26 protein-coding genes are annotated in these 21,657 nt (G+C 32.5%); 19 read left to right on the top strand and 7 right to left on the bottom strand.

The window, feature by feature from the left end:
- Positions 1-271: 271 nt before the first annotated feature.
- Together rpmG and BFS35_RS03350 are read right to left on the bottom strand one after the other, a co-directional pair.
- A complete protein-coding gene (rpmG, locus tag BFS35_RS03355) occupies positions 272-421 on the bottom strand; it encodes a 50S ribosomal protein L33 (protein WP_096076614.1) in 150 nt (49 codons plus the stop codon).
- A 33-nt stretch (positions 422-454) separates the two neighbouring features.
- On the bottom strand, positions 455-1,651 hold the full coding sequence (locus tag BFS35_RS03350) for a GTP-binding protein (RefSeq protein ID WP_099577854.1): 1,197 nt from the start codon (positions 1,649-1,651) through the stop codon (positions 455-457).
- A gap of 264 nt (positions 1,652-1,915) precedes the next feature.
- On the opposite strand from BFS35_RS03350, the gene BFS35_RS03345 reads away from it, so the two are divergent.
- The 8 genes from BFS35_RS03345 (at position 1,916) to BFS35_RS03310 (ending at position 7,862) form a co-directional block, all read left to right on the top strand.
- On the top strand, positions 1,916-2,860 hold the full coding sequence (locus BFS35_RS03345; protein WP_099577856.1) for a metal ABC transporter solute-binding protein, Zn/Mn family: 945 nt from the start codon (positions 1,916-1,918) through the stop codon (positions 2,858-2,860).
- Between the two features lie 131 nt (positions 2,861-2,991).
- Positions 2,992-4,191 (top strand): GTP-binding protein, encoded by a 1,200-nt coding sequence (locus BFS35_RS03340; RefSeq protein WP_099578592.1) that lies wholly within the window; start codon positions 2,992-2,994, stop codon positions 4,189-4,191.
- A 15-nt stretch (positions 4,192-4,206) separates the two neighbouring features.
- Positions 4,207-4,476: a 30S ribosomal protein S14 gene (gene rpsN, locus BFS35_RS03335; protein WP_099577858.1), complete on the top strand. Its 270-nt coding sequence runs from the start codon at positions 4,207-4,209 to the stop codon at positions 4,474-4,476.
- Between the two features lie 187 nt (positions 4,477-4,663).
- Complete coding sequence (guaC, locus tag BFS35_RS03330) at positions 4,664-5,647, top strand: GMP reductase (RefSeq protein ID WP_099577860.1); 984 nt, start codon at positions 4,664-4,666, stop codon at positions 5,645-5,647.
- 83 nt (positions 5,648-5,730) lie between these two features.
- Positions 5,731-6,741 carry a CAP domain-containing protein gene (locus tag BFS35_RS03325; RefSeq protein WP_099577862.1) on the top strand — a complete coding sequence of 337 codons (1,011 nt, stop codon included), beginning with the start codon at positions 5,731-5,733 and terminating at the stop codon, positions 6,739-6,741.
- Positions 6,742-6,772: 31 nt separating this feature from the next.
- A complete protein-coding gene (locus BFS35_RS03320) occupies positions 6,773-7,189 on the top strand; it encodes a hypothetical protein (RefSeq protein ID WP_099577864.1) in 417 nt (138 codons plus the stop codon).
- 20 nt (positions 7,190-7,209) lie between these two features.
- Positions 7,210-7,590 (top strand): VOC family protein, encoded by a 381-nt coding sequence (locus BFS35_RS03315; RefSeq protein WP_099577866.1) that lies wholly within the window; start codon positions 7,210-7,212, stop codon positions 7,588-7,590.
- Positions 7,591-7,610: 20 nt separating this feature from the next.
- Positions 7,611-7,862, top strand: a complete 252-nt coding sequence (locus BFS35_RS03310; protein WP_099577868.1) for a hypothetical protein — start codon at positions 7,611-7,613, stop codon at positions 7,860-7,862.
- A 43-nt stretch (positions 7,863-7,905) separates the two neighbouring features.
- Here BFS35_RS03310 and BFS35_RS03305 read toward each other — a convergent pair whose 3' ends face one another.
- The 3 genes from BFS35_RS03305 to lexA form a co-directional block, all read right to left on the bottom strand.
- Positions 7,906-8,688 (bottom strand): metal-binding protein ZinT, encoded by a 783-nt coding sequence (locus BFS35_RS03305; RefSeq protein ID WP_099577870.1) that lies wholly within the window; start codon positions 8,686-8,688, stop codon positions 7,906-7,908.
- Positions 8,689-9,093: 405 nt separating this feature from the next.
- Complete coding sequence (locus BFS35_RS03300; RefSeq protein WP_099577872.1) at positions 9,094-9,303, bottom strand: PspC domain-containing protein; 210 nt, start codon at positions 9,301-9,303, stop codon at positions 9,094-9,096.
- 405 nt (positions 9,304-9,708) lie between these two features.
- Positions 9,709-10,326 (bottom strand): transcriptional repressor LexA, encoded by a 618-nt coding sequence (gene lexA / locus BFS35_RS03295; protein WP_096076603.1) that lies wholly within the window; start codon positions 10,324-10,326, stop codon positions 9,709-9,711.
- Between the two features lie 145 nt (positions 10,327-10,471).
- On the opposite strand from lexA, the gene BFS35_RS03290 reads away from it, so the two are divergent.
- From BFS35_RS03290 to BFS35_RS03275, 4 genes are all read left to right on the top strand, one after another.
- Complete coding sequence (locus BFS35_RS03290; RefSeq protein ID WP_099577874.1) at positions 10,472-10,693, top strand: hypothetical protein; 222 nt, start codon at positions 10,472-10,474, stop codon at positions 10,691-10,693.
- 88 nt (positions 10,694-10,781) lie between these two features.
- Positions 10,782-11,018, top strand: coding sequence for a DUF896 domain-containing protein (locus BFS35_RS03285; protein WP_099577876.1), 237 nt, complete (start codon positions 10,782-10,784; stop codon positions 11,016-11,018).
- Between the two features lie 97 nt (positions 11,019-11,115).
- Positions 11,116-13,098, top strand: a complete 1,983-nt coding sequence (gene tkt / locus BFS35_RS03280) for a transketolase (protein WP_099577878.1) — start codon at positions 11,116-11,118, stop codon at positions 13,096-13,098.
- A gap of 124 nt (positions 13,099-13,222) precedes the next feature.
- Positions 13,223-13,453 carry a YneF family protein gene (locus BFS35_RS03275; RefSeq protein WP_099577880.1) on the top strand — a complete coding sequence of 77 codons (231 nt, stop codon included), beginning with the start codon at positions 13,223-13,225 and terminating at the stop codon, positions 13,451-13,453.
- A gap of 56 nt (positions 13,454-13,509) precedes the next feature.
- On the opposite strand, the gene BFS35_RS03270 is transcribed toward BFS35_RS03275, so the two are convergent.
- On the bottom strand, positions 13,510-14,238 hold the full coding sequence (locus BFS35_RS03270) for a hypothetical protein (RefSeq protein WP_099577882.1): 729 nt from the start codon (positions 14,236-14,238) through the stop codon (positions 13,510-13,512).
- 196 nt (positions 14,239-14,434) lie between these two features.
- Here BFS35_RS03270 and BFS35_RS03265 point away from each other — a divergent pair, with 196 nt between their 5' ends.
- The gene (locus tag BFS35_RS03265; RefSeq protein WP_099577884.1) at positions 14,435-15,109 is read left to right on the top strand and encodes a cytochrome c biogenesis CcdA family protein; all 675 of its coding nucleotides are present in this window, start codon (positions 14,435-14,437) and stop codon (positions 15,107-15,109) included.
- A 14-nt stretch (positions 15,110-15,123) separates the two neighbouring features.
- Positions 15,124-15,591 (top strand): CcdC family protein, encoded by a 468-nt coding sequence (locus BFS35_RS03260; protein WP_099577886.1) that lies wholly within the window; start codon positions 15,124-15,126, stop codon positions 15,589-15,591.
- Positions 15,592-15,630: 39 nt separating this feature from the next.
- Here BFS35_RS03260 and BFS35_RS03255 read toward each other — a convergent pair whose 3' ends face one another.
- Positions 15,631-16,128 (bottom strand): DUF2621 domain-containing protein, encoded by a 498-nt coding sequence (locus tag BFS35_RS03255; RefSeq protein WP_099577888.1) that lies wholly within the window; start codon positions 16,126-16,128, stop codon positions 15,631-15,633.
- A 94-nt stretch (positions 16,129-16,222) separates the two neighbouring features.
- Between BFS35_RS03255 and BFS35_RS03250 the strand changes: the two genes are divergently transcribed.
- The 5 genes from BFS35_RS03250 to BFS35_RS03230 all read left to right on the top strand — a co-directional run bounded on the left by BFS35_RS03250 (position 16,223) and on the right by BFS35_RS03230 (position 21,596).
- Complete coding sequence (locus tag BFS35_RS03250; protein WP_099577890.1) at positions 16,223-16,426, top strand: DUF1659 domain-containing protein; 204 nt, start codon at positions 16,223-16,225, stop codon at positions 16,424-16,426.
- A 22-nt stretch (positions 16,427-16,448) separates the two neighbouring features.
- Positions 16,449-16,673 carry a DUF2922 domain-containing protein gene (locus BFS35_RS03245; protein WP_099577892.1) on the top strand — a complete coding sequence of 75 codons (225 nt, stop codon included), beginning with the start codon at positions 16,449-16,451 and terminating at the stop codon, positions 16,671-16,673.
- Between the two features lie 100 nt (positions 16,674-16,773).
- The gene (locus tag BFS35_RS03240) at positions 16,774-17,889 is read left to right on the top strand and encodes an exonuclease SbcCD subunit D (protein ID WP_099577894.1); all 1,116 of its coding nucleotides are present in this window, start codon (positions 16,774-16,776) and stop codon (positions 17,887-17,889) included.
- A complete protein-coding gene (locus tag BFS35_RS03235) occupies positions 17,879-20,986 on the top strand; it encodes an AAA family ATPase (protein ID WP_099577896.1) in 3,108 nt (1,035 codons plus the stop codon). The genes BFS35_RS03240 and BFS35_RS03235 overlap by 11 nt, the downstream gene beginning before the upstream one ends.
- A gap of 109 nt (positions 20,987-21,095) precedes the next feature.
- Entirely contained in the window at positions 21,096-21,596 is a 501-nt protein-coding gene (locus BFS35_RS03230; RefSeq protein WP_240628347.1) for an SCO family protein, read from the top strand.
- The last annotated feature ends 61 nt before the right edge of the window (positions 21,597-21,657 follow it).

Raw genomic sequence — 21,657 nt, 5'->3', positions numbered from 1 at the left:
AGTTTGAAGTCACTTACTTAGTGAAAATGAAAAAGGGATTTGAGTAAGTGTCGTCAAAAGAAGTTTGAAGCCACTTACTTAGCGAAAATGAAAAAATGGTTTGAGTAAGTGTCGTCAAAAGAAAATTGAAGCCACTTACTTATTAAATCTCTATAATTATGATCAATAATATGTTCAGACAGCATGAATGTAATTAAAATAGGCATCCGCAACCGGATGCCTTGTGTCGTATTGATATATAAACGCAAAAATATTGCACGTTTAACGATAATTATTTAGTTTCACGATGTAAAGTGTATTTTTTTAATCTTGGGCTGTATTTCATTAATTCAATACGCTCAGGATTATTTCTTTTATTTTTCTTTGTAATATAGTTACGATCTCCACATTCTGTACAAGCTAAAGTTACATTTACTCTCATTTTTATACTCTCCTTTAAATTTTATTTAATATTTTATAAAACAACATCGACTTCAACTGGTTCAGCAACTGTGAACTGTGGAAGCGGATCATTAAATGTTGACCAATCTTGTTTCATCTCATCATCAGTTAACAGGCAATCATCTAAATCCTGAATAATTTGTTCTTTATTCATCTCAATGCCAATGAATACGAGCTCAGTTTGACGGTCACCAAATTCATGATGCCATCTGTCTTTCAATGTAGGGTCTTCCTGCATTTCTACTTTAATATCTGCTTCATTATAAGTTGCAATCCATTCACCGGCACCTTGTATTTGCATAGAATTTCCTGCCTGAGAAAGTAAGCCGCACATATTATTTCGAGATGCTAGCCAGAAGAAACCTTTTGAACGAATAATATCTAATGAAAAATGTTCGAGGAAATGCATAAATCGCTCTGGATGGAATGGACGCTGCCTTCTATAAACAAATGAAGCTATCCCGTATTCTTCTGTTTCAGGTGTGTGTTCTTCATTTAATTCTTTTATCCAGCCTGCTGCCTGACTGGCTTTTTCGAAATCAAATAGACGTGTATTTAAGATGTTATCTAGCGCAATATTTGAATTTTCAGTTCGATAAATTTTAGCTTCTGGATTCAATTGATGGAGCAATGCTTCTAATTCTTTTAAATCTTCAATGTGTACGAGGTCACATTTATTTAATAGAATGACATTTGCAAATTCAATCTGATCGATTAATAAATCAATGACTTCACGTGTGTCAGATTCGTCATTCGCCATTTTACGATCAATTAGTGAATCACCTGATGCATAGTCGTCCCAGAATCGGTTAGCATCTACTACGGTTACCATTGTATCTAAAATTGTATTATCAGCTAAATTTATATTGAGCACTTCATCATTTAAAGTTAATGTTTGTGCAACAGGTACAGGTTCTGAAATACCTGTAGATTCAATAACGATATAGTCTAGCTGATTGTTTTTTACTAATTTATCAATTTCGATTAATAAATCTTCTCTTAATGTGCAGCATATACAACCGTTTTGAAGTTGTATCATTTTTTCGTCTGTACGTGACATGTGAACTAAGTCAGCATCGACATTCACTTCACTCATATCATTAACAATTACCCCGATTTTTTTATTTTCGTTATTGGTAAGGATATGATTGAGCAATGTCGTTTTACCACTGCCTAAGAAACCACTTAATACTGTAATAGGTACTTTCAAAATCTTGCCTCCAATTCGTAATCTTTACGATTTATAATGATACGCCTTGAATGAATTTTTGTAAAGCTTTTTTATTAATTTTTTCTTAATACTTTTCTTCAATATAATGGTGATGTTACTTGTTATAATAAATTGTATTTATATAGACCTTTATATTGGATTAAAATGACATAAGGATAAAAAATAAAAAATTAGTGATTGATTTCTTATTGAATAAGGTTTAGAATGTTAAAGCGTAATGATTACGAAATAGGAGATGAACGTATGAAGAAGTTATTTTCATTATTATTAATTGCAACATTAGTATTGATGGCTGCATGTGGTAATAAAAGTAGTGTGAAAGAGTCTGGCGATAAACTACAGATTTATACTACAGTCTTTCCATTTAAAAGTATGATAGAACAAATTGGTGGTGATCATGTCACTGTATCGAGTATCTATCCAAATGGTATCGATATACATACATATGAACCAACACAAAAAGATACGATGCGTATTGCAAAAAGTGACATTTTCTTTTATACAGGTGATGAATTAGATCAGGTAAGTGCTAAAATAGCACAAGTTATTAACAAAAAGGATAAGACAGTTCAACTTGCAAAAGATATCGATGATAATGATTTATTAGCAGGAGAGGAACATGATCATGATCATGAAGCGGAACATGAACATGAGCATGACCATGGCGCACATGACCCACATGTTTGGCTTGATCCAGAAATGAATAAATCATTTGCAAAAGTGATTAAAGATGAATTAGTTAAAAAGGATAAAGCGCATGAAAAAGAATACACAAAAAACTATGAAAAACTTGTAAAAGATATCGATGAAATAGATAAACAGCTAAAAACAATTATAAAAACTAAAAAGCAGGATACAGTATTTATTTCACATGATTCAATAGGCTATCTTGCTAAACGTTACGGCTTTAAACAGGAAGGAGTTTCAGGTATGAATAATGAAGAGCCGTCTCAAAGTGATATTATTAACATGATTAATAATATTAATAAATCTAAAGCAACAGTAATCCTATATGAACAAAATATTCCTACAAAAACAGTTGATATTATCAAAGATAAAACGAATGCTACTGCTGTGCCATTCCACAATATGGCTGTGTTAACAGATAAGGATAAAAAAGATGTAACATATCAGGATCTCATGAAAATAAATATTGATTCATTAGATAAAGCACTTAACAATAAATAATAGTTTTAAAAAGTATATTAATGATTGAAATTTGGGTTCGGTATATCCGAACTCAAATTTTTTATTTTACATGTATAATATGGTATGCTATATTATAAATCGTAATAATTACGATTTAGGAGATGTAGATGATGAAACAAATTCCAGTAACAGTTTTAAGTGGTTATCTAGGAGCAGGCAAGACAACGTTATTAAATCATATTTTAAATGAAACAAAGGATATGAAGTTAGCAGTTATCGTCAATGATATGAGTGAAGTAAATATAGATGCAGATTTAATTGCAAATGGTAGTGAGTTATCTAGGACAGATGAAAAGCTGGTCGAACTTTCTAATGGATGTATTTGTTGTACACTCAGAGAAGATTTATTAATTGAAGTTAAGAAACTAGCGCTAATGGGTGATATAGATTATATCATTATTGAATCAACAGGCATTTCTGAACCTGTACCTGTTGCTCAGACCTTCTCATATATTGATGAGACCTTAGGAATTGATTTAACTGAATTTAGCAGACTTGACACTATGGTAACAGTAGTGGATGCAAATCGTTTTATGAAACATTTTAAATCAGGAGATTCTTTGTTAGACCGTAAAGAAGCAGTAGGTGATGCAGATGATCGTTCTATTGCTGATTTATTAATCGATCAAATTGAATTTTGTGATGTACTTATATTAAATAAAATTGATTTAGTTGATGAAGTTGATAAGGAAAAACTAATCCAGGTGTTGAGAACACTTCAACCCACAGCGCGTTTTATTGAAACAAGTCATTCAAAGGTAGCTCCTAAGGAAATAATGAATACAAATTTATTTGATTTTGAAACGGCTGCTAATTCTGCAGGATGGATTAAAGAACTGACAGAAGGTGGACATCATACGCATACACCAGAAACAGAGGAGTATGGTATAAGTTCAATTGTTTATCATAGAACATTACCTTTTCACCCGAAACGTTTTTATGATTGGTCACAATCAATGGATGAATCAATTGTCAGAGCAAAAGGAATAGCATGGCTCGCAAACTATAATACTGTCGCATGTTTATTCTCACAAGCAGGGCCGTCAGTAGAAATTAATCCTGTAACATTTTGGGTAGCTGCAATGCCAAAAGAAGAACGCGATAGAATTTTAAGTGAACGTCCAGAAGTATTACAGGACTGGGATTTGGAATATGGTGACAGACATACTAAAATTGTGATTATTGGAACTGATTTAGAACAAGAAAGAATAACAGCAGAACTTGATGCATGCTTATTAAAAATGAATGAAATTGATGAAGCGTGGAAAAGTTTTGCTGATCCTTATGGATGGCAAATCAGAAAAATATAAACAAAAGGAGAAATTATGGCTAAAAAATCTAAAATTGCAAAAGAAGCTAAAAGACAAGCATTAGTAGAACAATATAGAGAGAAAAGGGAAGCATTAAAAGCAGCAGGAGATTACGAGGGTCTTCAAAAATTACCAAGGGACTCAGCACCTTCAAGACTTACGACACGTTGCCAAGTTACTGGAAGACCGAGAAGTGTTTATCGCAAATTCGGTTTATCAAGAATCGCTTTCAGAGAACTAGCGCATAAAGGACAAATTCCAGGCGTGAAAAAAGCGAGCTGGTAAGATTAGTATTTAATTAGAAGAAAGACGAATGAGTAATTTTATCTCATTCGTCTTTCTCATTGTATTTAACTTTACTTTTATTTTAAACAGTAGTAAAGTTTCCTTTGGACAAATGATAATAATAAAATTTTTTAATAAAAAATTACTATTATTTGTAAAATATTAAAATTGATTAGAGGTTTTATTTATGCAGGATGTATTTGATTATGAAGATATTCAACTGATACCTAATAAATGTATCGTAAAAAGTCGTTCGGAATGTGACACATCAGTTCAGTTTGGTCCATTACGCTTTCGAATACCGGTTGTACCAGCAAATATGCAGACAGTTATCAATGAAGAACTTGCTGAGATGTTTGCAAAAAATGGCTATTTTTATATAATGCATCGATTTGATGAGGCAGCAAGATTACCATTTATCAAAAAAATGCATGAAAAAGGTTTATATGCATCGATTTCTGTGGGTGTAAAATCAGCTGAGTATGATTTTATTAAAACACTTGCAGATGAGAATATTGTCCCTGAATATATAACAATTGATATTGCACATGGTCATTCTGATCAGGTCATTGAAATGATTCATCATATTAAGAAGTTGATACCGGAAACATTCCTGATAGCAGGTAACGTTGGTACACCAGAAGCGGTTCGTGAACTTGAAAATGCAGGAGCAGATGCTACTAAAGTTGGTATCGGACCAGGTCGGGTGTGCATTACAAAGATAAAAACTGGCTTCGGAACGGGTGGATGGCAAATTGCAGCATTAAGATTATGTTCAAAAGCTGCGCGTAAACCATTAATTGCCGATGGTGGCATTCGTACGCATGGCGATATCGCCAAATCGATTCGTTTTGGTGCTTCTATGGTGATGATTGGATCATTACTTGCGGCACATGAAGAATCACCAGGTGAAACGATAGAAAAAGAGGGTAAACACTATAAAGAATATTTTGGTAGTGCATCAGAATTTCAAAAGGGCATACGTAAAAATGTCGAAGGTAAAAAGCTATTCGTTGAACATAAAGGTTCCTTAAAAGAGAAACTCATAGAAATGGAACAGGATTTACAATCATCAATTTCATACGCAGGTGGAAAAGACCTTAAAGCAATAACAACGGTAGATTATGTTATTGTGAGAAACTCTATATTTAATGGAGATACAGATTATTAAACAATTCGTACAGAAAAAGAATTAAATTTGATATAATTAAAAACATACACGCTGTGTATGTTTTTAATTTATAGAGGTGTTACATGAAGCAAATATTGTCATTATGCTTAGTAATAATATTTATACTTATATTTCCGATTAGTTTTCTTCAATTATCCGATAATATTATTTTGAATATAAAGTCTGAACTACGTGAAATGATTAAAGAAAATCATTTACTGACTGAAAAGCCGGAAAAAGCAAAAAATATAAATGTCGGAAAAATTAAAATGGGGATGACCCAATCACAAGTTAATCGTATTTTAGGTAAACCGCATGAACAATTGTTAAATGAATACCAACAGTACTGGACGGTCTATCATAGAGATTATGATGACTTTATGCTGGTTATGTATTTAAATGGTAAGGTGAGTGGTGTCTATTCCAATCAGAATATGATCGTAACTGATAATGGTTTAAAATATGGTATGACACGTGAAAATGTTGAAAAGAAACTAGGTCAACCATTGAATGTTTTTCAAGGCAAAGATTATCAACTTGCTTTAGACAATAAAGAAAGTGCGATTTACGAGGAAGGACAGTACTTTGTTACAATTTATTATGATAAGTATCGTAATAATACAGTAAGTGGAATAAAAATTATTAATAAGTCAATTGATCAGTTAAAGCAAAATTATTATGCTTATCCAAATGATAATTTAGAGAAAGATTATGCAAGGTTACACTTTGAGTTAACAAATGCAACAAGAAAAATGTTTGGTAAGCAAATGCTGAATTTACATCCAGAAATTGCAAAAGTTGCATCTGCACACGCAAAAGATATGGCAGAACATCATTATTTCAGTCATACCAATAAACAGAATGAAACACCATTTGACCGTATTAAAAAAGCAAACTTAAATTATAGTGTCGCTGGTGAAAATATCGCTTACGGTCAAGTATCACCCATCGAAGCGCATCATGGATTGATGAATAGTTTAGGTCATAGAAAAAATATTCTGAAACAGGATTATATGAGCTTAGGTGTAGGAATAGCATTCAATGACAACAATCAGCCATACTATGCAGAAAACTATATTACGCAATACAAATAAGAACATCATTTATTTAAAAAAGGAGTTTCAAATGAAAGAAAAAATATCTGCATCATTATTAATAACAACTGAAGACAAAATTTTAGTACAGGATTTTGGTAATAAACAGATGAAATTACCGAGTGTCGTAAAATCAGGTCAATCAACAATTAAAGATACTGCAGAACAATTTGCACGTAAATTAAATCACGATATTAAAGTTGGGGGTATATTGTTTGTCGTAGAAGAGAAAAAAGAATTCAAGACATGGTTATCGAAAACGATGGCCAATGATACCGCATTTGTGTTTAACGCTAAAAATAAACAAGAATTTAAAGTTCGTGCACCATATGCCTGGTTAGACTTTGACTATTTAGATCAACTTGATATCGCAGATGAGTTAAAACATTTAATTGTTTCAAACCAAGTGATAAAATCAAGTGTGCCACTTATAAATTTACACAAATAAAAAGAGCAGAGGGAGAATAAATGAAATCATACTGGATTAATGTACCTGTTGCAGATGTGAAAGCATCAACTGAATTTTTTAGAAATATTGGTTTTGAGATTAACGAAGAACGTTCAAATGATGATACATTAGCTGGAATAATGGTAGGGAAACAAGTAATTTGTTTATTTAGAAAAGATGTTCTGGAAGGCTTTATGGGACGTGAAAGTAGAAGAAGCTCTGATTATCCTGAAACGATTATTTCTTTTGGTATGGAGAGTGAGGAAGCAGTTGATGAATTAGCAAGCTTAATAGAACAAAATGGAGGGAAATTATTGAGTCCTCCAGGTAAGAAAAATGGTTATTATGGTATAATGTTTGCAGATTTAGATGATCATTTATTCAATGTTATCGTAATGTAGAAATAAAGGCAGGAATTATTATGTATCGTTTTATCGTAATATTATTATTATTAATGAGTTCTTTATTACTGATATTTACACCATATATACATGGAAGAGGTCAAATTAATTTATACGTACAGATGCTTTTGTATGTCACGACTTTACTTGGATTATATATGAGTGCTTTATTTGGTAATGTAAGTCATAGAAAGTTATTTGTTGGATTATATCTTATCATTGTGATATTAATTATTTCAATGCATACATTCAACTTCTGGATAGCAAAATAAAAACCAGGAACTTATCATATTAGGATAAGTTCCTGGTTTCATATTAATGTGCTAACATTTCTTCTTTTACTTCTTCACCTTTTAAATCACTTGGATAATATGTTGGCCAATTATCCATTTCTTTGAGTAACTGTGCACGATCATTACCCATATATATATGGTAGTGTAATGCTTTTTCAGGTGCGATAATATGGTCGCTAAATTGTATAAATTTTGGTGCTGCTTCATCACCGCTCACTTTTTTAAAGATAAATCGTACACCACGGTTGCCTGCTTCATAAGTTAATATTTCTTTACCATCATATGTGTATTCAGCTGTCGATTTTTCTTTTCCTTTATAAAATGATATTGCTTTTTCACCGATATTAATTCGTGTTACATCAGTCTTATAGCCCTTAGTATAATATGCTTTATATTCCTTAGCAGATTTTGAATCATCTTCTTCTGCTTTATGTTTAAATACATCATCTAGCGTTCCATCTTTTAAATAAGGATATACGGATTGCCAATCGCCTTCCCAATCTGTTAATGGACGATCTTTAACTTGATCATCTTTAAAAATACCTTTATAAATATTTTCTTCTTCTTTCGTCATTGCATGACCACCATGTGAGTGACCGTGATCGTGAGCATGTTCACTTTCTTCATGTTCATGTTCATGTTCATGTACATGTTCTTTTGAAGTCGTTTTCTCATTCGTTGCTTTAGAAGTTGTCTCAGTCTTATGTGCTTGTTCTTTATCATTTTCAGTGTTAGCATCCTGACAACCTACTAATAATACACCTAATGATAAGATTCCTAATCCTTTTAACATACTTTGCTTCATAATATTTCTCCTTTTCGTAATCATTACGATTTAATACTAAAGCAAAGCGATATCATTGTAAATAGGAATTATTACTATTTAAACAAAAAGTTAAATAAATTATGAAAAGATGGTATGATGAACAACATATAATATAGTAAAGAAGGGTTGAAATGTCTAACTATCATATCAAGATACTCGTTTTGTTTATATATGCATTCATATTATTCATATGTCGTTATGGCTTAATGATCATTAATGATAAAATAACGATATTATTGCTCGTATTAGGATTTGGGGCTGTGGCGTTATTAAATAAGAGGGAATAAGTAGCAAATATTAAAAATGAATAAGCAGAAAAAAAGCTTAAGGAAAATGTGCGAATACACATTGTCTTAAGCTTTGTTTAATTTGATAAAATTTTAATTAGTAACGATCGATAACCTCAACGTCTTTTGGCATAAAGAGTGCAAGAATAAGATAGATTGTAAATGTTGGGATATGTACAGTTAAGAATGAAACAAGAATAAAGATAACACGGAGTAGTGTTGAATCCATGTTTAAATATTCAGCAAAACCGCCTAATACACCCGCCAAATATCTATCAGTTGTAGAACGTGTTAATTTTCTTTGCATGTTATTCGCCTCCTTAACTTCATTATATCAAGCATAAAGAAAGTTATAAAATTTCTGAAGTGAAAAAGTGAAATATTTGTATGTTCTCATGAATTGTTGTAAAATATTAGTAGCTAATTTAATATAAATTGTCACTTCCTGTATTAAAAACAAATACATCGATGTTTGATTCATTTCATTTTGGGTATATTTTATAAGTAAGCCTTTTATAATGGTTTGTCATTATAAGAATGAGATAAGGGGATAGTACGATGGAAACAAAATCAAAAGAACATAAAGACATATTAGAACAAGTAAAAGAAATCATTGGACGTAAATAATCGTAATAGTTAAAAAATTATTATCTAAATGTAAAATAATATAAACGAACATAAGAGCGAATGACATTAGTCATTCGCTCTTATTTTAAAATTCTCTAAACAACCCAACAACTTTACCTAAAACAGTTACAGAATCTAAATAGATTGGATCCATTGAACTATTTTCTGGTTGTAATCGGTAACGATTATTTTCTTTATAGAATCTTTTTACAGTTGCTTCGTCTTCTTCAGTCATAGCTACGATAATATCGCCGTTCTCTGCAATAGACTGTCTTCTAACAATCACTTTATCTTTATCATATATACCAGCCTCTATCATACTTTCACCGACAACATCTAAAATAAAGATGTCGCTATTATGACTACTTGTAAAGTGAGCAGGTAATGGAAAGTATTCTTCAACATTCTCTATCGCAGTAATAGGGACCCCTGCTGTCACTTTACCAATAACCGGAACGTGAATGGTTTCTGAATAATCGGCAGGTGTTTCATCCTGTACAATTTCTATCGCACGTGGTTTAGTTGGGTCTCTTTTAATATATCCTTTTTCTTCTAATCGTGATAAATGCCCATGAACTGTTGATGATGAAGCTAAACCAACCGCTTCTCCAATCTCTCGAACACTAGGTGGATATCCTTTAGTTGATACTACATGTTTTAAATATTCATATATTTCTTCTTGCCTTTTTGTTAGTTCTCTCATTTATAAACACTCCTTAGCATTGGTGTTATTTGTATTATAGCATATACGTTCGCATGTAACAAACATTTGTTCGTGTTTTTATTGACATAGAACAAACGTTCTGTTAAAGTATAAATACAAACAAATGTTCTAGGAGGAATTAACCATGACAGTTACTATTTCAAAGGAATTTATGATGTATTTTCTATTATTTATTGTAATTACAGTCTTCGGTCTTTTATATATGACGCAATCTCATTATATTTATGAACAAACTACACCAGGAATTACAGAACACGTAAGCGAACAAAATGATGTTCGTAATGATACAGAACAAACCATACATGATCCAGTACAAAATGGTGAAGTTTTAGGTGTTGTAAATTAAGACGCTATATAATTTTTTACTTAAGCGAGTGCGACCAGTTGGTTTCACGCGCTTTTTTTGGTATCTTTAAAGGGAAAGGAATGAGGATATGCTAGAACAAGAAAAAATGAATAGAATAAACGAATTAGCACAAAAAAAGAAAACTGAAGGATTAACTGAAGAAGAAGGTAGAGAGCAAACGTTATTACGTAAAGAATATCTTCAGACTTTTAGAAATAGCTTTCAAAAAACAATAGAGAACGCAAAAGTAATTGATCCTGAAGGCAATGATGTTACGCCTGAGAAAGTTAAAGAAATTCAAAGAAAAAATAATTTAAGAGATTAATAAATAGTATATTAATTAAGTAATTAATTAATATATTAAGTAATTGAGTATTAGTTTAGTTAAATAATATAAAATACTTTATAAAGGAGAAATAAATATGTTTACAAAAGAAGATCAACTTGCAATTGACACGATCAGAGCATTAAGTATCGATCAGATTGAGGCTGCAAATTCTGGACACCCGGGTTTACCGATGGGTGCTGCACCATTTGCTTATACATTATGGACGCGTCACCTGAACTTTAATCCTAGCTCAATGAATTTCTTCAATCGAGATAGATTTATCCTTTCTGCTGGTCACGGATCAGCATTATTATATTCTTTATTACATGTTTCTGGTGGATTAGCACTAGAGGAACTGAAAAACTTTAGACAATGGGATTCTAAAACACCAGGACATCCGGAATTCCGCCATACTGAAGGTGTTGAAATTACAACAGGACCTTTAGGGCAAGGTTTTGCGATGAGTGTTGGTTTTGCGATGGCAGAAAAACATTTAGCTGCTACGTATAATAAAGAGATTGATATTGTAGATCATTATACGTATGCACTTGTTTCAGACGGAGATTTAATGGAAGGAATATCTCATGAAGCTGCAAGTTTAGCAGGTCATCTTAAATTAAATAAACTGATTGCTTTATACGATTCAAATGATATTTCTTTAGATGGAGATCTTGACAAAGCATTCTCTGAGGATGTCAAAGGTCGCTTTGAAGCATATGGCTGGGAGCATATCTTAGTTGAAGATGGCAATGACTGTGAAGCGATAGATAAAGCGATTACGCAGGCAAAATCTTCAGACAAACCTTCAATTATTGAAGTTAAGACAATTATCGGATATGGTTCTCCTAACCGTCAGGGGACAAATGGTGTACATGGTGCGCCACTGGGTAATGAAGAGAGAATTTTAGCATTTGAAACATATGGATTAGATGCAAACTTAAACTTTGAAGTACCACAATCTGTATATGACATCTTTAATGAAACAATGTTAAAACGCGCAAATGAAGCAGAAGAAGCTTGGAATAAAAAATTTGAAGAATATAAAGAAAAGCAACCAGAACTTGCAGCTCAATTCGAATTAGCAATTAACGGTGAACTTCCGGAAGGTTATGATGCTGAATTACCAAAATATGAAGTTGGTAAATCTGCTGCGACGAGAAGTACATCTGGAGATATGATTCAGGCAATCGCTAAAACAGTACCATCGTTCTTTGGTGGGTCTGCAGACTTAGCGTCATCAAATAAATCGAATGTTAAAGATACTGCAGATTTCTCAGCTGAATCTCCTGAAGGAAAAAATATCTGGTTCGGTGTCAGAGAATTTGCGATGGGTGCTGCATTAAATGGAATGGCAGCTCACGGAGGTTTAAAAGTATACGGTGCGACATTCTTCGTCTTTAGTGACTATTTAAAACCTGCTGTAAGATTATCAGCGCTAATGGGACTACCTGTAACATACGTATTTACACATGATTCAATTGCAGTTGGTGAAGATGGACCAACACATGAGCCTATTGAACAATTAGCAGGTTTACGTGCAATCCCTAATCTAAATGTAATTCGTCCAGCAGATGGTAATGAATCTCGCATCGCATGGAAGATTGCTTTGGAATCAAAAGAAGTACCTACAGCGTTAGTATTAACACGTCAGAATTTAGACGTTACTGATGTTTCTGAAGATGCATTAGAAGAGGGTGTACGAAAAGGTGCTTATATCGTATATCAATCTGAAACACCTGAATATTTACTGATCGCTACTGGTTCAGAAGTTGGTCTTGCAATTGAAGCGGCAAAAGCTTTAGAAGCACAAGGTAAAGGTGTACAAGTTGTTTCAGTACCGAATACACGTGCATTTGATTTACAGGATGATAATTATAAAGAAGAAGTGATGCCAAGACATTTAACGAAACGTGTTGCAATTGAAATGGCTGCCACTGCTGCATGGTATAAATATGTTGGATTAGATGGTAAAGTGATTGGAATTGATAAATTTGGTGCAAGTGCTCCAGGCGAATTAGTCATGGAGAAATACGGATTTACAGTAGACAATGTTGTTAGAGAAATTTTAGACTTATAATTTTAATGATCGTTGTTAAAGAAGACTGAATAAGTTCAGTCTTCTTTATTCATGATAAATAACTATTGAAAATTAGACTTTAATCTAGTAAACTTTTAAAAGAATGAGAAAGTGGGTGAATTGAATGGCTACTTGGATTTGGATATTATTAATTATTTTAGCATTAGCAGCAGGTGCAGCTGGTGGTTTCTTCTTAGCACGTAAATACATGATGGATTACTTAAAGAAAAATCCACCAATCAATGAAGAAATGTTACGCATGATGATGATGCAAATGGGTCAAAAACCTTCACAAAAGAAAATTAACCAAATGATGCAAATGATGAACCGCAATATGAATCAAAATTTAAAATAGTAAGACAGTAATTTATTTTACAATAAAAAGCATGAGGAATTTCCTCATGCTTTTTATTATTGACCTGGCATCGGCTCGATAAATCCATCATTAGATGAAGGTGGCTCAGGTGTAGCCGGTTGTGTTGTAGCCGGTTGAGTCGTCGTCGGTTGCGTTGGTCTTGGTGTTGTCGTAGGTGCTGTTGGACGTGTTGTCGTTGGTGCCGTAGTTGTCGGTGTCGTTGGACGTACAGTCGTTGTCGGTGACGTTGGTCGTGTCGTCGGTGCTTGAGTAGCAGGACGCGTCACTGTTGGTTGCGACGTAATTGTTGCTGGTCGAGATGTCGTTGTATTTGAACTCGTATTAGTGCTAGATGAATTGCTTGATGATGTCGAACTACTTGATGCAGTCGATTTTTTCTTTGATGACGTTTTAGTAGACTCTTTTTTAGAATCGCTTTTACTTTCATAAGTAGCTTTTTCAGTTGTATCATTACTTTCTGATTGTGTTTCTTCATCTGCATCACTAGAAGTAATTTCTTTATTATCCGCTTCCTCAATATCATTTTTACTGTTTTTCTTTTTATTTTTACCGCGTTCTTTTGCGGCCTTTATTTTTTCAAGTGCAGCTTTAGATTTATTTTTATCTGTGACCTTTTTTTCTTCGTTAGTTGAATCTTCTTTTGTTTCAAATGCAACTTTTGCTTTATTGACTTCTGATTCATCACGTGCATCTTTTCCACACGCTGCTAACAAGGATACCGATAAAAGTGAAGTCATCGATAATAAGAGATATTTATTTTTCATAGCAAGTCCTCCTGTTAATGTAAATATAGCATTTTTTTCTTTATTTGAACATGATAATCTTCGAATGTTTAATGTGTATAGTGTGATAAATATTAATGAAATAGACTAGAGATTCTGTGAATGTCACATTTCGTTCAAAATCTTTGCATTAAGATGCGCAAATATTTGATAAAATGATTGAGAATGGAGGTTGATTATGGGGGATATTACGATAGCCGTTGCTTTCGGCGCTGGTATACTTAGTTTTATTTCACCGTGTGTTCTGCCGATTTATCCTGCATTTTTATCTTATATTACTGGTGTAAGTTATAATGATCTAAAAGATAAGAAAATGGATAAAAAAGCTTTATTACACACTGTATTCTTTTTAATTGGTTTTTCTATTGTCTATATTTCTTTAGGCGTGGGATTAGGTTTTGTTTCAGATTTTCTGCAGTCATATGATAATACGATTCGTATGGTTGGAGGTCTGCTATGTATAATATTTGGTTTAGTGGTACTAGGCATCTTTAATCCACAATTTTTAATGAAAGATCGCAAATTTGAATTTAAGAAAAGGCCTACTGGCTTTATCGGAACGTTACTGATAGGTATTGCATTTGCAGCAGGATGGACACCATGTATGGGTCCGATTATTGGAACAATTTTTTCTATGGCTGCTGTTAATCAATCGTTAGCACTGATTTATATGATTGCCTATGTTCTCGGATTTTGTATTCCATTTTTCTTATTGACATTCTTTATCACAAAAATTAATATATTAAAGAAATATAGTCAGATAATCACTAAAATTGGCGGGGTAATGATGATTATTATGGGATTGTTATTATTCTTTGATAAGTTAACAGCAATCACCCAATTTTTTAGTTAGAAAGAAGGATGGATATGTATTTTGCGATATCGATACTCGTAGCATTATTTATGGGTACGGCAGTTATTATAGTTAGAATGAAGGCTCAAAATTATCCCACAAATGTTAAGAAAATTATTCTTCCACCGTTTTTTATGTCTACGGGAGCATTGATGTATGTAGTACCTTACTTTAGATTGACACCGATGGAAATATTAGAAGCGGTTGTCGTCGGAATGTTCTTTTCAATTTTCTTAATCTATACTTCTAACTTTGTTGTTAAAGATAACTTAATCTATATGAAACGTTCGAAGTTATTTCCGCTCATTTTAATTTCTTTACTGATCATTCGTAGTGTGATGAAATTTTACTTAAGTAGTACGATTCATCCAGGAGAATTAGCTGGTATGTTCTTCTTACTGGCATTCAGTATGATCGTACCATGGCGTATTGCGATGTATATTAAATATAAGAAGTTAGAACGCACTTTAGTTAAAGATTGACATAAAAATAAGCCGAGTAGTGAATGATCACTGCTCGGCTTATTTTTGTTTTTCAGTTTTCACTATTTCTGAATGATCAAATATAGAGAATTTTTGTTTCTCATCATCCGCATACTTAAAGTAATCTTCATAGGGCGAATAATCAATTCCTAATTGATTGAGTTTCTTTTTCATAAAAGGGTGATCACGTTTTGGTGTAGCGATGATGTATCCGCGTAATATATGATCAAGTTCTATACTTTCGGCTTGTTCGTCTAAAGCAATTTTTGAGATACGTCCTGCAATACGTTCTTTTGCAACATCTCGAAATAGTTCCGGTACAGGAGAAACCAGTTCATTGAGTAAACTTTTAGCATCATCTCCCCAGAGTGGTAAAGCTTTATTAATGTAATATTCCTGCCAATCAAGCTCACTTTTACCATCTTCTTTTGGCATACGTTTTAAAAATTTACGGAACATAAAGAAACCACCGATTGCCAGTATAGAAATAAAGAATACTGTCCATAAGAAAATAAATATCATAAACCAGTCGTTCATGTCGTTCACCTCTAAACACATTATATAGAACTAAAAAATATGTGTCTATCTAATAATCTTTATTCGATATATAAAGTGTAAAGGAGGTGAGAACATGTTAAAAGAAGTTGTATTAAATCTTATGTATGTTACAGATGTAAAAGAAGATGGTAAAGAAGTATTTAAGACAAGACGTTTTAATCAAGTGCGAATGGATTTGCTTGATAGTGATTTACAAAACTTTGCAACATTAATGTCTGAATTGACTGGTGAAGCTTATGTAAAGATTGATAAAGTTGAAACGAAAGCAGTTATTTAATGATTAAAAAGGGGAAAAAATAATGAAAAGCTTACAAATGAACTTTTTAACGGATACCGGAAAAAACTACACATTTACAGTGAATCAGCCGAAACAGGATTTGACACGTGAAACGGTATTATCTGTAATGGAGAGCATCGTCAATAGTAAATATTTTATTACGACAGCAGGCGTGCCAGTATCGATAAAATCGGCAAAATTAATCGATAAAGTAGAAACAATTCTTTTTGATTTAGAGGAAAAGTAATAAGAGAATATTAATAAATGCATATAAGTTGAATACACCATCGGCACATCCCTATATCAGGGATGTGTTTTTTTGTATAATAAGTGCTGAGGTGAAAAGTATGAAGATAATGCATATCGCAGATTTACATATTGGACGAACAATCAATCAGTTTTCTTTACTGAATGATCAACAGATGATATTAAGTCAGCTCATAGAACGAATTGATGAAGAGGGCATAGAAGTACTAGTGATTGCAGGTGACATATATGATCGTTCAATACCATCAAAGGAAGCAATGCGAGTATATGAGTCATTTTTACTATCAGTAAATGTTGATAGAAAAATTCCGGTGCTTGCTGTAAGCGGAAATCATGATGGTGCTGAACGTTTAGGTCATGCAAGAAATTATTTTAAGCAGTTCCAATATTATCTTTCAACAACAATTGAAGATAGTTTAACACCTGTTATCATCGATGATGTTCATTTCTACTTAGTCCCATATATTGATCCGGCATATGCCCGTCAGTATTTTAATGATGAATCGATAAGGACGCATCAGGATACATATCAGAAGATAATTTCAAACATAGAAAACAATATGAATAAAAATAAGAAAAACATATTAATCAGTCATCTATTTGTTGCTGGTGGTGCGGTAACAGAATCTGAAAGAGAACTCGTTATCGGGACTGTCGAGCATGTGAATAAATCATTATTTGATGAATTTGACTATACGCTACTTGGTCATCTGCATACACCAGACGCAATAAAAGATGAGAAAGTTTTTTATAGTGGGAGTTTAATGCGTTATTCTTTCTCTGAAATTGGCCAACGTAAAGGTTATAGAATATTTGATTTAAATGAAAATGTAGTGCATTTTAAACCTCTAAAATATGAAAGAGATTTAGAGGTTGCACAAGGAACGTTTAATGAGGCGATGCAATTACAGCTTGAGTGTAATCAGCATGCATATTTAAGGCTTGAACTAAGTGAGATGGAAGCGATTAATGAACCGATGGCCAAATTAAAGCAGATTTATCCGAATTTACTCGAATTAAAACCGATATTGAAAACAAATAATACATTTACGATGAGTAAGGATGTTACAAGTCTAAATACAATGGATCTCATAGCGACATTCTATCAAGAAATGACGGAAGAATCGTTAGATGATCAACAAATTGATACGCTTCATTCATTACTGACAGCTGGAGGTGATTCTGATGAGGCCTAACACATTAACGTTAAAAGCATTTGGTCCTTTTAAGGAAGAAACAATTGATTTTAAAAGTCTACAAAATCATCAGTTGTTTCTAATCAGTGGTAAGACCGGTGCTGGAAAAACGACGATATTTGATGGCATGATGTACGCATTATTTGGTGTCGCGTCGACGAGTGATCGTGAGGAATCAAATTTAAGAAATATAAATGCCCAGGATGATGAGCCGACAGAAGTTATCTATAACTTTTATATGCAGGGCAAACAATATGAAATATACAGAGACATACCCTTTATAAAAAATGGTAATAAGACGAAGAAGTCAACCCAGCTCAATGTTTATGAAATCGATGCAAACGAGAAACGATTGCTTGCATCTGGACTAACTGCAGGAAAAGAAAAGATAAAAGATATTATAAAGCTGGATGCCCATCAATTTAGAAAAATATTTATATTACCACAAGGTGAATTTAAATCATTACTTGTCTCGGGATCTAAAGAAAAGTCCGATATTTTACGCACACTTTTCGATACGACGAACATTCAAAAATTGTCTGCACAACTGCGAGAAAAAGTTCAGCAAGATCAAAATGAAATGCTGGCATTAGAATCTGAAATAGGTGTTCAGCTTGCCATGTTCAATGGACTTATTGATCAAAATGTGTCCAAAACTTATACCGATAAACATGATGCAATTCAATCTGCTTTATTGACGATGAATGATGAAATAGAAAAGTCTAAAAAAACACTTGAAATTAAACGGAATTTGTTAAAAGAAAAAGAGAAAGAAGTAAGTGACGCAGAAATTTTAAATGATAGTATCATACAATTAAAGAACCATGAAGCGGAACGTAGTCGTTTAATGGAAAACGAAAAAAATATTACCGACAAGCAAAGTGATTTAAAACACCTTATTCAGTTTGATCATTATAAGATGATTGAAAATGATTTATTTTCTCATATTAATAAAAGTGAAACGGTAGAACAAAACATAAAGCACCTTAACATTCAATTTCAGGAAATAGAAAAAAGGTTGAAAGTATTACGTAAGCAACAAGAAACATTTCAACAAAGTTATGAAGATATCACTGAAAAGAAAAAATATGTTATTCAAAATGAGCGTTATACACATTCAAAATATAAAAATTTACAGCAAGATATTAATGAAAATAAAGAAAAAATAACCACTTTAACAAATAAGATTGAATCATTACAAGAAAAAGTAAACGATGCGCAAAACTATGAAAGAGAAAAACAGTTGATACATACGCAAGTACTTGAAAATGATTCAAAAATTAGCACACTGGACAATACAATTACAAAAGTTAAAATGCAAATTTCTACATTATCAAAATTTACAAAGCAATTAGACCGTTTGCTATCAACTAAGGAATCCTATCAAAATATCGATGAATCAATAAAGTCATTAAAAAGTAAATTAAATGATTTACAAAGTAGTGAGAAGGTACAGGATGTTGAACAAATAGAAAACATCAAATCTCAATTAAATGTTGGGGATAAATGCCCGGTTTGTGCGAATGTTATTCACAATCTAGATGATACATCACATATAGAAGCACATAAATACCAAATAGAACTAGAACAAATGAAACAACGTCAGCAAAAATTGAGTACTTCTATTGAAATTTACATAAATGAACTTGAAATGATCTCATCAATTACTCATATTTATGATGAAGATAAATCGAAATTTAATACAATAGAATTAGGTGCATTAAATGAATGGATTGATAATATAACAATCGAAAATATAGGTAATGCAGCGTATTTGGCATTTTATGAACAGATACAAGCTATATACGTGCAACTTTCTCAACAGCAAAAACGTGCAGATGATGAACTTCAGGAACTAAAAAATGTTAATTTAAAGTATCAAGAGCAATTAAATACGCTTGACGCAGCACAGGATGAAAAAGTTCAACTTGTTGAATCACTTAAATTAATTCAAGAGGAAGTTACAGTGGTCGAGAAACAATATCACAGAGACGCATCTGATTTTTCAAAGTTTCTGCAGGATACGAATACAGATGGTTATATGTCATTTACCGAAAGATACAATAATTATAAAGCTGAAATCTCTACTTATGAATCTTACTTTGAACAATGTAAAGAAAATATCGCACAAGACGAAAAAGAAAAGCTGCTTATTCATCAAAATGTTGAGAGTTTGAACAGGCAAAAAGAAGAACTCGTTCAATCAATTCAACTTTACAATGAAAGAATAGAACAATATCAAATCCCTGAAGCAATTAAATTAAAATATACTGATAAAAATATTAGTGTTATTATTGAACAATTTGAGAAAGAAATTAAAGCGTTCCATGATAAGCGACTCACACTATCCAATGAAATAGAACGATTAACTCAGATTATTGACAATCGAGAATCACCTAATCTGGATACTTTACAACAGGAACTAGAAACAATGAGAGAAATGATAGATGGACTGGTTTCAAATGTCGGTTCTATGCAGGAGAAATATCAAAATTATACAAACCAGTTTATAAAGCTTGAAGATAGACTTACTTATTATGAATCAACAATGAAAGATGTAAGATCACTTGTATTATTGAGCGATGCTTTAAACGGAAATAATGCTCAGAAGATTGATATTGAAACTTATGTGTTAATGTATTATCTGGAACAGACATTATTATTAGCTAATAATCGTCTAAGACAGATGACGGGTAATCGTTATGAGTTACGACGTCGTGCAGAAAAGCGAGGTGGCGGCAGACAAGGACTTGTTATAGATGTATTTGATTATAATGCGAATAACACGAGAAATATATCTTCATTGTCTGGAGGAGAGACGTTTATTGCTTCATTATGCCTAGCATTAGGCTTATCAGATTTTGTGATGCAAATTTCTGGGGGGATTCATCTGGAATCTGTATTCATTGATGAAGGTTTTGGAACGCTGGATGATGAAACTTTAGAAGTAGCAGTTAACGCATTAATCGATCTGCAAACATCTGGTAAACTTGTTGGAATGATTAGTCATGTACAATTACTCAAAGAAAGAATACCAGCAATATTAAAGATTGAGTCGAACGGTTTTGATAGCAGTGCCACATTTATCATTCAATAATTTCTGGAATCTTAAAAATTGTAATAATTATGACAAAACTTTCTTTGTATTCATATACTCATTACACCTATTATTTGTTATATTAATGTTTGATAAATAGGAGGGGCTTATGAAAAAATTACGTATTTTTACAATTATTTTAACGACTTTATTTATTTTTGCGGCTTGTAGTAATTCAAGAATAGTACCAAAGTCTTTATTTGGGAATACCATTACTGAATTTTCAGGGACAAATGAAGAAGGTAAAGCAATTTCTGAAAAAGATTTGAAGGGCAAAGTCTGGTTAGTAGATTTTATCTTTACTAACTGTAAAACCGTATGTCCGCCGATGACTTATAATATGAGTCAAGTTGCAGATGAACTTAAAAAAGAGGGTGTTTCATCTAAAGACTACGGTATTATTAGTTTTAGTGTGGATCCTAAGAAAGACACGCCTGAAAAATTGAAAAAATATATTAATCAGTATAATCCGCCAAAAGGTGTGTGGACAGCTGTTACTGATTATGATGAAAAGTTCATCCGTCAGTTTGCAGAAGAGAATTTTAAAACAATTGTTGTTCCACCGACTGCGACAATGATCAGGCAACACATGGTACATCGTTTTATTTAGTTGATCAGAATGGTGTAATTATGAAAGATTATGCAGGAAAAGATACTGGAGATAAAAAGTT

It is taken from the genome of Macrococcoides goetzii (assembly GCF_002742385.2).
In the GTDB taxonomy this organism is placed as follows: Bacteria; Bacillota; Bacilli; order Staphylococcales; family Staphylococcaceae; genus Macrococcoides; species Macrococcoides goetzii.
The sequence above is the reverse complement of the archived record's forward strand: the minus strand, read 5'-3'. Positions and strand labels throughout refer to the sequence as shown.